This is a genomic window from Enterococcus sp. DIV0806c (assembly GCF_051710905.1).
GTDB lineage: Bacteria > Bacillota > Bacilli > Lactobacillales > Enterococcaceae > Enterococcus_B > Enterococcus_B mundtii.
The window spans coordinates 1,890,278-1,904,885 of sequence record NZ_JBIOLO010000001.1 but is presented as its reverse complement, the minus strand read 5'-3'; the positions used below and the strand labels follow the sequence as shown (position 1 = coordinate 1,904,885).

At 39.7% G+C, this 14,608-nt stretch carries 13 protein-coding genes; 11 read left to right on the top strand and 2 right to left on the bottom strand.

Annotated elements, in window-relative coordinates; all coding sequences use genetic code 11:
• The first annotated feature begins 97 nt into the window (after positions 1 to 97).
• The 3 genes from cdaA to glmM are packed head-to-tail and all read left to right on the top strand — an operon-like array spanning position 98 to position 3,524.
• The gene (gene cdaA / locus IGK77_RS09005) at positions 98 to 982 is read left to right on the top strand and encodes a diadenylate cyclase CdaA (protein ID WP_010735241.1); all 885 of its coding nucleotides are present in this window, start codon (positions 98 to 100) and stop codon (positions 980 to 982) included.
• A complete protein-coding gene (locus tag IGK77_RS09000; RefSeq protein ID WP_074799326.1) occupies positions 979 to 2,145 on the top strand; it encodes a CdaR family protein in 1,167 nt (388 codons plus the stop codon). The genes cdaA and IGK77_RS09000 overlap by 4 nt, the downstream gene beginning before the upstream one ends.
• 23 nt (positions 2,146 to 2,168) lie before the next feature.
• On the top strand, positions 2,169 to 3,524 hold the full coding sequence (gene glmM / locus IGK77_RS08995) for a phosphoglucosamine mutase (protein ID WP_010735243.1): 1,356 nt from the start codon (positions 2,169 to 2,171) through the stop codon (positions 3,522 to 3,524).
• Between the two features lie 243 nt (positions 3,525 to 3,767).
• On the opposite strand, the gene glmS is transcribed toward glmM, so the two are convergent.
• Complete coding sequence (gene glmS / locus IGK77_RS08990) at positions 3,768 to 5,576, bottom strand: glutamine--fructose-6-phosphate transaminase (isomerizing) (protein ID WP_074799325.1); 1,809 nt, start codon at positions 5,574 to 5,576, stop codon at positions 3,768 to 3,770.
• 391 nt (positions 5,577 to 5,967) lie between these two features.
• On the opposite strand from glmS, the gene IGK77_RS08985 reads away from it, so the two are divergent.
• The 7 genes from IGK77_RS08985 to yihA all read left to right on the top strand — a co-directional run bounded on the left by IGK77_RS08985 (position 5,968) and on the right by yihA (position 12,762).
• Entirely contained in the window at positions 5,968 to 6,258 is a 291-nt protein-coding gene (locus IGK77_RS08985) for a hypothetical protein (protein WP_071866258.1), read from the top strand.
• Positions 6,259 to 6,269: 11 nt separating this feature from the next.
• Positions 6,270 to 7,295: a signal peptide peptidase SppA gene (gene sppA / locus IGK77_RS08980; RefSeq protein ID WP_071866259.1), complete on the top strand. Its 1,026-nt coding sequence runs from the start codon at positions 6,270 to 6,272 to the stop codon at positions 7,293 to 7,295.
• A 188-nt stretch (positions 7,296 to 7,483) separates the two neighbouring features.
• Positions 7,484 to 8,161, top strand: coding sequence for an RDD family protein (locus tag IGK77_RS08975; protein ID WP_081355908.1), 678 nt, complete (start codon positions 7,484 to 7,486; stop codon positions 8,159 to 8,161).
• An 89-nt stretch (positions 8,162 to 8,250) separates the two neighbouring features.
• Positions 8,251 to 9,186, top strand: coding sequence for a hypothetical protein (locus tag IGK77_RS08970; RefSeq protein ID WP_086334772.1), 936 nt, complete (start codon positions 8,251 to 8,253; stop codon positions 9,184 to 9,186).
• 151 nt (positions 9,187 to 9,337) lie between these two features.
• Complete coding sequence (tig, locus tag IGK77_RS08965; RefSeq protein WP_071866261.1) at positions 9,338 to 10,624, top strand: trigger factor; 1,287 nt, start codon at positions 9,338 to 9,340, stop codon at positions 10,622 to 10,624.
• A 187-nt stretch (positions 10,625 to 10,811) separates the two neighbouring features.
• Positions 10,812 to 12,059 (top strand): ATP-dependent Clp protease ATP-binding subunit ClpX, encoded by a 1,248-nt coding sequence (gene clpX, locus IGK77_RS08960; protein ID WP_071866262.1) that lies wholly within the window; start codon positions 10,812 to 10,814, stop codon positions 12,057 to 12,059.
• A 115-nt stretch (positions 12,060 to 12,174) separates the two neighbouring features.
• Positions 12,175 to 12,762 (top strand): ribosome biogenesis GTP-binding protein YihA/YsxC, encoded by a 588-nt coding sequence (gene yihA, locus IGK77_RS08955; RefSeq protein WP_029594239.1) that lies wholly within the window; start codon positions 12,175 to 12,177, stop codon positions 12,760 to 12,762.
• Between the two features lie 69 nt (positions 12,763 to 12,831).
• On the opposite strand, the gene IGK77_RS08950 is transcribed toward yihA, so the two are convergent.
• Positions 12,832 to 12,981 (bottom strand): SPJ_0845 family protein, encoded by a 150-nt coding sequence (locus IGK77_RS08950; protein ID WP_010735255.1) that lies wholly within the window; start codon positions 12,979 to 12,981, stop codon positions 12,832 to 12,834.
• Between the two features lie 126 nt (positions 12,982 to 13,107).
• On the opposite strand from IGK77_RS08950, the gene IGK77_RS08945 reads away from it, so the two are divergent.
• Positions 13,108 to 14,433, top strand: coding sequence for a hypothetical protein (locus IGK77_RS08945; protein ID WP_074799322.1), 1,326 nt, complete (start codon positions 13,108 to 13,110; stop codon positions 14,431 to 14,433).
• Positions 14,434 to 14,608 lie beyond the last annotated feature (175 nt).

Below are 14,608 nucleotides of genomic sequence, written 5' to 3'. Positions count from 1 at the left end.
ATTGGTTTTTGTTAGGAAATTCCAAGCAGATAAGTCTCTTCTGATGAAACATATGATATACTAAAGAGGAAATCTCAAAAGAGAAGAGAGGCTGTCTATGTCATTTCAAATCGGAGAACTTTTTAATTTAGACTATTGGCGACAAATGTTTTCCGGTGACTTGTTTTCTCAGAATTTTTTGGTGAACATACTCGATGTATTGGTTGTTTGGTATTTAGTTTATAAACTCATTCAACTATTGCGAGGAACAAAAGCAATCCAATTGCTAAAAGGGGTAGGGATTTTTGTTGTTATTCGGATCTTAGCCGAGATCATTGGTCTACATACCTTATCTTGGTTGATGAATCAAGTGATCACGTATGGTGTGATTGCGGCTATCGTCATTTTTCAACCAGAGATACGGCGTGGATTAGAACACCTCGGTCGTAGCTCACTTTTCAAACAATCGAAGAGTGAGAAGCAAGAAGATGAACAGATGATCCTTTCTTTCGACAAAGCGATCCAATATATGTCCAAACGTAAAATCGGTGCCTTGATCACGATCGAACGCCACACTGGTTTGGATGAATATATCGAAACAGGGATTGCTTTAGATGCCGATATCACTGGCGAATTACTGATCAATATTTTTATTCCGAATACACCGCTGCATGATGGTGCAGTGATCGTAAAAGATGGAAAAATTGCAGTAGCCAGTGCCTACTTGCCTTTATCTGAAAGTATGTTGATTCCGAAAGAATTCGGAACCCGTCACCGAGCGGCTGTCGGAGTCAGTGAGGCGAGCGATGCGATTACGATCGTTGTCTCAGAAGAAACAGGAGATGTCAGCATTACGTTGGATAACCAATTGATGCCTGGCTTATCTCAAGAAGAATATTTGACGATCTTGCGTAAAAATTTGATCGTCGAAGAAAAAAACAAAAATAAAAATACGCTCCAAACCTTCTTAGACGTGATGACTAAGGGAGGGGATCACAAATGATCTCAAAAGAGAGGCGTAAAAGTATCTTATATGCGTTTGTTGCGTTATTATTCAGTATTGTGCTGTATTTTAATGCAAACGGACAAACTGTCCAAGACACGCTGTCAGGAAATGAAGCCTATACGCAAAACGTTTCTGATGTGTCAGTACAACTTTTATACGACACGGATCAATATTATATCCATGGATATGAGAGTACAGTCACAGCGAAGTTGTCCAGTGCCAATCGTGTTCAGTTGAATGCCGAAGCAATTGAAGATACAAGAATGTTTCGAGTGACAGCGGATCTCACTGGTTTAGGTGAGGGAACACATGAAGTACCATTGAAAATCAGAAATCTGAGCAGTGCGGTCAAAGCAAAACTAGAGCCAGATACGATCACAGTGACTATCGAGAAAAAAGTGACGAAAGAATTTGAGGTCACGCCATTACTCACTACAGAATCAACTCCAGCTGGATTCGAATTGAATGACCTTGAACTATCACCAAAAAAAGTGACGGTCACGACTGGTGATCAGACACTGGAAGAGATCCAACAGGTCGTAGCGAGGATCGAACCTGCGATGATCACGGACGATGGGGTCGACACGAGAGTCACTGTACAAGCATTGAATAGTGCAGGAGAACCTTTAAGTATTGTCTCAGATCCAGTGCAAGTCACTGCAAAAGCAACGGTCACAAAGCCTACGAAAACGATCCGTCTTTATGGAACAGCGCAAGGGACTCCCGCAGATAACGTGGAGAGTTACGATTTCAGTTTCTCTGACATTGAAGCAGAAGTCACTGGTTCAGAGAGTCAACTGGCTCAACTAGGAAATAGCATCACGATACCTATCGATATTTCTGGGATCGTCCACCGGACGACAAGAAATATTGATATTCCGGTAGAGAGTGGACTTAGTATCACACCAACTTCAATCGATGTTGAGATCACACCGATCCTGAAAACAAGTACGGAAAACACTAGCCGTTCTAATTCGGGAAATTCGGGAGGAAGTACAACTTCTGGTGCAGAGTCGACACCTGCGAACTCTTCGTCATCGACGACACGTCAGTCCGAAGAGACGCAGTCAACATCGAGTGAAGGGTCGAATGAATCATCAAGTGAGACAACACAATCAAGTAGTCAACCGAATAGTCAAGAGGATTCATCGGAAAATTAAGTTAAAGGAGCAAATTTACAGTTATGGGTAAATATTTTGGAACGGACGGTGTCCGTGGAGAAGCGAATAAAGAACTAACACCGGAATTGGCCTTTAAATTAGGACGTTGCGGCGGTTATGTACTGAGCCAACATGAGAAAGATGGAAAACGTCCACGTGTATTGGTTGGACGTGACACAAGAATTTCAGGTCAAATGCTCGAAGAAGCGTTAGTTTCTGGTCTGTTATCTGTCGGGATCGAAGTTTTTCAATTAGGTGTGATCTCTACACCAGGAGTGGCTTACTTGACACGTTTGCAAAAAGCAAGCGCAGGTGTCATGATTTCTGCTTCACACAATCCAGCTCAAGATAACGGCATCAAGTTTTTTGGTGCAGATGGATTTAAATTAGATGATGACCAAGAATTAGAAATCGAAGCATTGTTAGATGCGGAAGTCGATGAATTACCACGACCTTCTGCTGAAGGATTAGGTACAGTCGAAGAGTTTCCAGAAGGGTTGCTGAAATATTCACAATTCTTAGTACAGACGATCAACGGCGATCTTTCAGGCTTAACGGTCTGTGTAGATGCGGCAAATGGTGCAACAGCAACATCTGTCAATCGCTTGTTTGCTGATTTAGAAACTGATTTCTACACAATGGGAACAAATCCGAATGGCTTGAACATCAATGACGGTGTCGGATCAACGCATCCTGAGCGTCTAGCTGAAATGGTAGTAGAAAAAGGGGCAGACGTCGGTCTTGCCTTTGACGGCGACGGCGACCGTATCATTGCGGTGGATGAATTAGGAAATATCGTAGATGGCGATAAGATCATGTTTATCTGTGCGAAATATTTGTCAGCTAAAAATCGTCTGAAAAAAGACACGATCGTTACAACGGTCATGAGTAACCTCGGCTTCCATAAAGCGGTCGAAGAAATCGGTTTGAAAGATGTTGTGACACAAGTGGGCGACCGCTATGTGGTCGAAGAAATGCGTAAAAATGACTACAACTTCGGTGGCGAACAGTCTGGTCATATGATCTTCCTAGATTTCAATACAACGGGAGATGGTATGCTTTCTGGTATCCAATTGTTGAATATCATGAAACAAACTGGTAAAAAATTATCAGAATTAGCAGCAGAGGTAACGATCTATCCGCAAAAATTAGTCAATATCCGAGTAAGCAACAAAAACGGTGCAATGGAAGTTCCTGCAATCAAGCAAGTCATTGAAGAAGCAGAAGCTGAAATGGCCGGTGAAGGACGTATCTTAGTCCGCCCTTCCGGAACAGAACCATTACTACGCGTGATGGCAGAAGCACCATCTGATGAAAAAGTAAACTATTATGTTGACAAAATCGCAGCGGTTGTCAAAGCTGAGATTGGAATCGATTAATAGAATGACATATAAAAGAGAGTCAATCTTTGGATTATAGAGATTGACTCTCTTTTTGTGTTCGTTTCTGAAATAATGGGTCATTACACATAAGGTCATTTAAAAGACGATGGCTGTCGCATGATACAAAACGAGCGAGCAACTGCTTTACTAGATCAAATAAAAGATCCCTGTACGAAATGACAAATCATTTCGTACAGGGATCTCAAAGAGCATTGACTATTTAAAGGGTCACTTGATTGATTATTCAACCGTGACTGATTTAGCTAAGTTTCTTGGTTTGTCTACATCGAATCCACGCAATAGGGTCGCGTAATAAGCAAGCAATTGCGTCGGGATGACCATGGCAAGAGGAGAAAGGTATGGATGGACAGCAGGAATCACTAATTGATCCGTTTCTTTTTCTAATCCATGTGCGGCGATCACTAAGGTTTTTGCCCCACGACTTTCAACTTCTTTTAAGTTCCCACGTGTATGAGCCCCTGTGATTTCCTCACTAATAATCCCAATCACTGGTGTGCCTTCTTCAATCAGTGCAATGGTACCGTGTTTCAATTCACCGGCAGCAAAACCTTCTGCTTGGATATAGCTGATTTCTTTTAGTTTCAAAGCAGCTTCTAAAGCGACATCGTGATCGTTGCTACGACCGATATAAAAGGCGTTGCGCGTGTCATTCAGGAATTCCGCAGCTAGTTCTTGGAGTTCATCTTTTTGGGTAATCACTGTTTCCATCGCATTCGCTACCATACTCAATTCGTGCGCTACATCAAATGTCAATGAACGTTTATTGCCTTTTTGATCACCGACTGCTTTTGCAAGTAAAGCTAGTACAGCGATTTGAGCAGTGTATGCTTTAGTTGAAGCAACAGCGATCTCCGGACCTGCATGTAGCAACAGAGTGAAGCCAGCTTCTCTTGATAACGTAGAACCAGCAACGTTCGTGATCGTCAATGAAGGATGACCTAATTGATTGATCTTGACTAACACCTGACGACTATCAGCGGTTTCGCCACTTTGACTCAAAAAGATGAAGAATGGTTTTTTCGATAATAAAGGCATGGTATAACCAAACTCACTGGCCAAATGGACTTCTACTGGAATGTCAGTCATTTGTTCGAAGGAATGCTTGCTCGCTAATCCTGCATGATAACTTGTGCCACATGCGACGATGTAAATACGGTCACTTGCTAACAGTTCGTCCATCAATTTGTGATCTAAAGGAATTTCATTGTCCTCATTCACATAGGTTTGCGCGATTTTACGCATGATGATCGGCTGCTCGTCGATTTCTTTCAACATATAGTAAGGGTATGTTCCTTTTTCAATGTCAGAAGCATCTACTTGTGCTTCATAAGAATCACGTTCTATGATCGTACCAGTCATTGTTTGGATCATGATATCTTTTGCTTGAACGGTCACCATTTCTTGATCTTCGATTTCAATAAATTCTTTAGTGTAAGCAAGCATCGCCATCGCATCACTTGCGATCACATTGAATCCTTGGCCTTTACCGATCAATAAAGGGCTTTTGTTTTTGGCAACGAAAATTGTTTCAGGAGCTGTGCGATCCATCAAGGCAAAAGCGTAAGAACCTTCGATGACTTCTAGCGCTTTTCTAAATCCTTCTTGTGTATCTTGCGCTTCTTCCACGAATTTTTCAATCAAATGAACAACGATTTCCGTATCTGTTTCGCCAATGAAGTCATCAGTGGCTACGTATTGTTGTTTCAATTCTTCAAAATTTTCAATCACCCCATTGTGGACTAAAACAAAACGTCCGCTTTGTGAGTGGTGGGGGTGTGCATTTTTCTCTGCGGGTTCCCCATGAGTTGCCCATCTTGTATGACCGATACCTGCTGTACCAGTCGTTTCTGGAGATAATTTATCTTTAAGGTTTTGGATTCTACCGCGCGCTTTGACTAAATGGTCCTGTTTTCCATTTGAGACAAAGATACCCGCCGAATCATATCCGCGATATTCTAATTTTTCTAACCCATTGATCAACCCTGGTGTCACGTTCTCTAATCCAATCATTCCAACAATTCCGCACATAAAAAAACATCCTACTTTCTGTTATAAACTTGATATTAGCGTTTCCAACTGCGTAAGAAACCTTTTGTTCTACCTTCACAGATAGTTTTTATGTTTCTTTTTAGGGTGCAGTCCCTAGGGCCATCCGCCGAATCCTTCGATCAACCCTTTCCTCGTCATCTGTTAAAACAGACCTGGCGCTATTCCTTATTGGTCTAATTATCCTCCTGTTATTATTTTCTTTGGAAACATCTAAAATCATAACGTTAATGTGTGAGGTTTGTCAATAAAAAAGATAAAAAATTAAATTGGTATATATCTAATTGGCCTGGACGAAAGAAAATTATCAAATTCGACTATCATCTTTTCTTGTAGTTCGGTACAATAATCATAGATAGAAGGAGGATGAAAGATGGAAGAGAAGATAGAAATCATGACGTTGGGGATGTTAAAAAAACAAATTGCAGCATTTGAAAAAACAGAACACGTGACGGATGACACTAAAATCTTTTTGGATACCGGATGGGACAGTATCCAAGAAATCGCCCCTGATGCGTTCGAAATCGAACATGCGCAACAGTTTGTCGTTGAAGATGAATTGACCCACGAACAGTTTACTGGTTACACCCTTGAAGAAAAAGCAGAAAAGATGAATGCGACACCTGGTTCTGAAGCGGTGATCGTGATTAGAAATCTATATTAGGAGAGTGTAAAATGAATAAGAAACGTTGGATAGCAGTACTGATTGCTGCCGGCTTATTGGTTGTTTCGTTGGTATCTTCAAGTTTGACGCAACCGCAAGAAGAAGTACAAATGGGTAACATCAATAGTTGGTTATATGGAGACGATGAAATGTCACCGGTGGTACTTGAAGAAGGCAGTGGTATGGGAAGAATCGCAAAATTGACTGTGGATGGCGCCATAGCTAGTGGAGGCTCTTCCGGTCTATTCGCTACTGAGAGTTATAATCATGAAGATTTCTTGAAACAAATTGAAGCGATCGAAGCCGATGAAAGCGTCAGCGGGATTTTATTGGAAGTCAATTCTCCGGGTGGCGGAGTTTATGAAAGTGCAGAAATTGCCAATTTACTCAACGAGGTCCGAACAGAACGTGATCTACCGATGTATGTCAGCATGAAAAATATGGCTGCTAGTGGTGGTTACTATATTTCTGCACAAGCAGATAAAATCTTTGCAACGGAAGAAACAGTGACAGGTTCAATCGGTGTGATCATGTCCGGACTCAACTATTCGGGCTTACTTGAAAAAATCGGTGTTGAAGATACTACAGTAAAAAGTGGCGCATTAAAAGATATGGGATCGGCTACTCGACCTGAAACTGAGCAGGATCACGCAGTGTTGCAAGCTTATATTGATAACGCCTATAATCGTTTTGTCAAAGTAGTTAGTGAAGGAAGAAACAAATCAGAAGATGAAGTGAAAAAAGTCGCAGATGGTCGTATTTACGACGGTGTCCAAGCGAAAGAAGCAGGTTTGGTGGACGAAATCGGCTATCCAACAGATGCTTTAGCTGCGATGAGAGAAGATCTTGATCTACAAGATGCTGAGTTGGTTGAATACTCAACTAGTTCAACTGGATTTGGCAATACTTGGTTTGGTGCAAAATTAGCAGAATTACAAGGGTTGCAAGCGTCTGAAACAAGTCAGATCTTGTCATTACTTGAAAGTCTAGGAACAGCAGAATCTCCAAGAGCCATGTATCTATATGGAGGTGAGTAAGCATGAACGAGAAATCAACGAATGCGTCAACACCCGAAGAACGATCAAAGACCAATGAGGAACCGAAAGTAACTGAACGTACGGAGGTATCATCTGAACAAGTTTTTAAGGTAGAAGAAAATAAATTAGTAGATCCGACTAGTAGAAAGCAAGATACGGTAGACGCTTCAGTTGCTCCTAAAGACGAAATTACAGCTGGCAAAAACACAAGTAGCTCGTCAGAAAAACTTGAGTTTGCAACACAAGCAAAAAATGACCAACCGGCTGTGGGACCAGATCCGGGATTTTCTCAAAAGGTGCTAAGTTCCTTTAAAGAAAAACCACTGTCAGAAACTGAGATCAAAGAAAATCAAAAAAAATGGAAAAAATATACAGAACAGAAAACCGATGAACCAAGTATCAATCGCTTTCCTTATTATTTCTTTGCCGGTTTTTGGGTTCGTTTTGCTGCGTTTTTGGTTGATCTGATTTGTATTGGGTCAATTACTCGCTTAACTTTAGGCATTGCAGTGAACCTAAGATGGCTTCAAGTTTCTGATTCTTATTTGAGTATCTATGGTAGTTTGTCATTGATCGCCTATTTAGCTTATTTTATTTTATTGACGAAATGGAATCACGGACAGACGATTGGGAAAATGATTTTTGGTATTCGAGTGATCAGTTTTGATGAAGAGGAACTTTCATGGAGTACAGTATTAGTTCGTGAAGGCGCTTGTCGCTTCATTTTGAGATTTCCGTTACTTTTTATCGGCTATCTCCCGGTCATCTTTAGTAAGAAAAAACAACACATCGGGGATTATTTCTCAAATACGAGTGTAGTAACGATCAATATGATCAAAGCATTTAATCAAGAGATGAATGCTTGATTCTTTAGGTAGAGAAAATGGCTGAATATTGGTTATTGTTCAATAAGTCGTGTCAGACAAATGATAAAAGAGTGAAGGGAAGAACCTAAGTGAGACCGATCGATTTTCCTGATAAATACGACAATTTGATGCGTATTGGCCAACAGGCATTAACAGATCATCAGTATAGTCAAGCAAAAGAGCTGTTTGAACGTGCATATGACCTTGAAGCAACATTTGAGGCAAATACGTTGTACGTGTTGGCACTATCAGAATTGGATATGTGGGAAGAAGCACTTCATCAAGCACTTTTGCATGAAAAACAGTATTTGATGAATGAAGAATTAGCTACTTTTTACTTTGATCTACTGATTACAGCAAAAGATTTTTTATATGCACGAAAATTGATTGCAAGTGCTGATTTTCCCGATGATTTTGAGCAAGCAGTTTTGCTAAAAATCCAACAATCAGAAGAATTAGTCGGACAGATGCAAAGACAGAAGATTCGTGAAATCTATCAACTGGTAGAAAAATTACCTTTTGAAAAACCAACTACTCAGTTGAGGTATATCCAAGAAATCGAGCAACTGCCTTACCACGAATTTATCCAGACCGCTAAAAAGTTGATCGTTTTAAAAACGGTCCATGTTCTTGTAAGGGCCAAGTTGCTTGAGTCGCTCGTTCAAGTCAAAGAAGCAGCGCCAGTTGCATACTTGACGATCGAGGAAGAGTTGATCGAAGTGATACCAAAGAAAATGGTGCGTCCAGAAGAGCAAACTTCCTATCGACGAATCAAACAAATGGCGGAAGCGTATGAGCGAGAAGACGCCTTGATGAGTGAGAATTTGAAAGAAGAGTTCACGATGCAATCGGCGATCGTTTATCCGATCTATGATAGCTACATTGGAAATCTTGACAAATGGTTCAAACAAACAGTAGCAACCTATACGAATCAGCCGTGTGAGGATCTTTTGGCATCTGAACAACTCGAATTCACTGAAAAAAGAAATAAAATAATGACAGAACTATTATTATTCAATACGTAAAAAAACAGAGGGAAAGATAAAAAAGTCATGAAAAACGTGGATTCTCCTCGTTCAATATGTTTACAATTTGGAAGGGTTAGTGTACTATTTAAAGGTATGCATGAAACGTTTTTGATGTATCAAATGAATTTCTAAACTCGGAGGGAAATAAATGACTGCAACATTCGAAAAAAAAGGCACAAATGATGGTGTTTTAACATTTACGATCGGGCAAGATCAAATCCAAAAAGGATTGACAACTGCCTTTAATAAAGTAAAAGGAAACTTGAACGTTCCTGGATTCCGTAAAGGAAAAGTATCTCGTCAAGTATTCAACCGTATGTACGGAGAAGAAGCATTGTACGAAGATGCATTGAACGCTGTCTTACCTGAAGCATATGAAGCAGCTGTTAAAGAAGCAGCAATCGATCCGGTTTCTCAACCTAAGATCGATGTAGCAAGTATGGAAAAAGGCCAAGACTGGACGATCACAGCAGAAGTAACTGTAAAACCTGAAGTAAAATTAGGTGATTACAAAGACTTAGTGGTTGAAAAACAAGACCGTGAAGTAACAGAAGCCGACGTTGAAGAACGTATTAAACGTGAACAAGAAGCGCAAGCTGAATTAGTCATCAAAGAAGATGCTGCAGCTGAAAATGGCGACACTGTCGTTATCGATTTTGAAGGTTTCATCAACGATGAAGCATTTGAAGGCGGAAAAGGCGAAAACCATTCACTAGAATTAGGATCAGGTTCATTCATTCCTGGTTTTGAAGAACAATTGGTTGGCCACAAATCAGGCGAAAACTTAGATGTTACTGTGACATTCCCAGAAGATTATCAAGCAGAAGATCTTGCGGGTAAAGAAGCAGTCTTCAAAGTAACGATCCACGAAGTGAAAACAAAAGAAGTACCTGAATTAGATGACGAATTTGCAAAAGATGTAGACGATGAAGTATCTACATTAGCAGAATTAAAAGAAAAATACATGAAAGAATTGACTGAAACAAAAGAAAAAGCTGCAGAAGATGCAAAAGATGAAGCAGCAATCAAATTGGCAGTCGAAAATGCGGAAATCGTTGATCTTCCACATGTGATGGTCCATGATGAAGTTCACCGTTCAATGGACGAATTCTTGAACAACATGCAACGTCAAGGAATCTCACCAGAAATGTACTACCAATTAACTGGTTCAACAGAAGAAGACTTGCACAAACAGTTTGAAGAAGAAGCAGAAATGCGTACAAAAACAAACCTTGTGATCGAAGCTGTAGCAGCTGCTGAAAACTTAGATGCAACAGAAGAAGAAATCACTGCAGAGATCCAAGAATTAGCAGAAACTTACAACATGCCGATTGATCAAATCAAACGTGTATTGACAGAAGATATGCTAAAACATGATGTGATCATGAAAAAAGCGATCGAATTGATTACAAGTACAGCAAAAGAAGCAGAATAAGCGAATAGAATTGTTGATCTGCATCTATATGAAAGAGTCCAGGCGCTTAAATGAAGCCTAGACTCTTTCATTTTGTTTCAAACTCCATTGATACTTTTGCTTTTTTTTAAATTATGGTATGATAGGGAAAGACTGTAAAGTCTTTGATAGTTTCTTGCGAAGCAACGCAAGTTAAGGGGTGAAGACCATGTATGATAATCCAAGTGGTAATGAGACTGTACGCTGTTCTTTTTGTGGCAAAACACAGGAAGAAGTAAAGAAAATCGTAGCAGGTCCGGGGGTCTACATCTGTAACGAATGTATCGACCTATGTAAAGAAATCATTGATGAAGAATTTTACGAAGAAGCAGTACGAGAGTTTACTGAAGTACCGAAACCTTCTGAGATTCTTGAAGTATTGGATAATTATGTGATTGGGCAAGAACGTGCAAAACGTTCATTGGCGGTAGCTGTTTACAATCACTATAAGCGTGTCAATCAAGAAGCACAAGACAACGATGATGTCGAATTGCAAAAAAGCAATATCTGCCTGATCGGTCCGACTGGTTCAGGTAAAACATTCTTGGCGCAAACATTAGCAAAAACATTGAATGTACCATTTGCCATTGCTGATGCAACAAGTTTGACAGAAGCGGGTTATGTAGGTGAAGATGTAGAAAATATCTTATTGAAACTTTTGCAATCTGCTGATTACAATGTTGAACGTGCGGAAAAAGGAATCATCTACATCGATGAGATCGACAAAATTGCACGTAAAAGCGAAAATGTATCGATCACACGCGATGTATCAGGGGAAGGCGTACAACAAGCCTTACTGAAAATCTTGGAAGGAACAGTTGCCAGTGTGCCGCCACAAGGTGGACGCAAACATCCTCATCAAGAATTCATCCAAATCGATACGACGAATGTGTTGTTCATTGTCGGTGGTGCGTTTGATGGCATCGAAACAATCGTAAAAAATCGTATGGGCGAGAAAACGATTGGTTTCGGTACACAAAACCAAAAACTTTCAGAAAATGAAAGTGTCATGCAACATATCATTCCTGAAGATCTATTGAAGTTCGGCTTGATCCCAGAGTTTATCGGACGCTTACCTGTAATGGCTGCGTTAGAAAAACTAACAACCGACGATTTAGTTCGTATCTTGACGGAACCGAAAAATGCGTTAGTGAAACAATACCAAAAATTACTTTCACTAGATGACACTGCTTTAGAATTTGAACCAGAAGCACTAAAAGCTATTGCGAAAAAAGCAATTGAGCGCAATACTGGTGCACGTGGCTTACGTTCGATCATCGAAGAAATCATGATGGATGTCATGTTTGATATTCCTTCTGATGAAACAATCGAAAAAGTGATTATTACAAAAGAAGCTGCCGAACTGACCGGCAAACCAACAGTTATTTACAAAGATTCAGAAAAAAAAGCGGGATAAAATGAAAGGAGCAGTCGTGAAAGTTTTAGAAGCTTTTTCGACTACTCCTTTTCATTCTGTCGAAGAAAGTGGAGAGGGAGTGAGCCACTTTGCCGCTTTGAAGGAGAGAGAGCATATGAAAGTCCATCATGCGGATATTGTGATCAGTGCTGTTGCACCGAAACAATATCCAGAAACAGATCTACCAGAGATTGCCTTAGCAGGTCGCTCAAATGTCGGGAAATCTTCCTTTATCAATACGCTGATCGATCGAAAGAATCTCGCTCGTACATCAGGTAAACCAGGGAAAACACAAACCCTGAATTTTTATCTGATCGAAAATGCGCTGCATTTTGTCGATGTTCCAGGCTATGGTTACGCGAAAGTTTCTAAAACAGAGCGTGCGAAGTGGGGACAGATGATCGAAACTTATTTGACATCTAGAGAACAATTAAAAGCAGTCGTGTCACTGGTGGATGTTCGCCATAAACCATCACAAGAAGATATCCAAATGTATGAATTCTTGAAATACTATGATATCCCAGTGATCGTTGTTGCGACAAAAGCGGATAAGATCCCTCGTGGAAAATGGAACAAACACGAAAGTGAAATTAAAAAAGCGTTGAATTTTGATCGCAATGACACATTCATTTTATTTTCTTCTGTAACCAAACAAGGAAAAGAAGAAGCGTGGAAAGCCATCGAAGACGCGATCAGCGAGTAAACAAATAAGACTTGATACTTAGGTTGAAAGGCGAACTTTCAAAAAGCTAAGGTATCAAGTCTTTTTTGTTTATTTCTTTTTTTTGTCTTTTTTTGGGTCGCTTTTTGGTTTTAAAAAGCGGTCAATATCTTCTTTTGGAGCAACGGTCTTTTCCGGATCAACGCCAAAAGATTCAAATAGTTTGTCGAAATTATCTGTACGCTCAAATTTCAATCCCATGTTTATCACCTCTTTCTTTATTTTAACATGCTCCTCCTCAATCGGTGGCATAAGACGAAAAGTTTTAGTTTTTTTTTATTATTCGTTATAATTTGATTATAAATAGATTTGAGAGAGGTGAGAAATGTGGTGACGAAAGAAAAAATGATGCTCCGTCTCGTCTTGACCAGAGATCGTACGAACGAAAAAGAAGAAGCCTATGATTGGTCCATGCTTACTCGTATCTTGCTTACCCCTGATTTTTACCAATCCTCTCGTCAGACGAAAGAACCATATACCTTTATTGCAGTAAAAAAAGCCTTAGAAGAAATCTCTGATGAAGAAATCGGTTGGTTGGAAATTTATGCGAATGGTATTACTTGCCGTTTTGAATTTGGCTATCATCATCTCCAAATTGATTATCAGTTTTTATGGCAGACATTTCAAAAAAATGAATCGGTGATTCGAAACTATCTTCAAATTAAAATGCAAAAAAATGGTATTTTTGCTTACATGAGAAGTGTCGAAGAATATTTGTATCATAATACGAAAGAAATCGAAAAGCGTTTATCCTTTGAATCTGCCGAGAACATCGAGAAGTTACCTAAAATCAAAGGGCGAAATGGACAGATCGAGGTAGATTGTAACCAGTTTTCCGGTTATGATCTAATCGTGGAAGGGCGTTGTTTTACTTCTTGTTGGGAAATGTATTATAGTCAATATTACTATCGATTGATTCCTAAAGAGATTTTTTTGGAAATGCAACAGGTAGAGAAAGTCACCCAATATGAGAATCAAGTAATTGGTATCCAGTTGTATCGCGACCCATTTCGTTGGCAATGTGAAGCAAATTTAAAATTTCAACAATACTATCGAGATCAATTAGGCTTTGATCATTTGTCGTGGGATAATGGCGTTGGTTTACTGAAAGAGCCATTTGTCGAGTATGCCTATACGCAGGATTCCTTACAAGCTGTCCAATATCAAAATCACTTGATGCAACCAACAGAAAAGAAGAAAGCTACATTTTTCGTAACAAGAAGCTATGATTTTGCTACTTACGATTACAAAGAAAAAAGAGCGAGAGGTGTCCTTAATCGTCAAGCATTTTTTCCATGGGTCGATGAAAGCCATAGCCAGTTGATCTGTTATAAAGTAATCGATCCAACATTCATGTTAGACAAGGGGATCGATGCTTATAGTTATTATATCAATGAATACTTGAATGTCGAAGCCCCCGATGAAATGTACCAAGACTATTTGACCTCATTACGTATTTACTTGCCGACTAAGTTTTTAGCTGATTTTCCCATCGAAGAGATCCGCAATCGATTATCAGAGATCCAATTCAAACGAATCCGCAAGAGAAGAGGACGTTTAAGCTTTGACGCAGTACAAGGAAAAAAACGTCTCCGGGTCGTCTTATTAGATCAAGCTGAATTGTCTGGGAATCTATTGATGCAGAAAAATTAGCTCATTTCAATCGTTTGCAAGAAAAGCTGGATCGTGCTGAGACGATCAGAAAATTGAAAACGTAAGCTAGTTTAAAACCTAAAATGTCAGAAGGCATCCACAAAAAGTGAAGCATGATTTTGTGGATGCCTTCTTATTGTAGTTGAAGTTATTTGTAGATTCAGGATTTTTATCG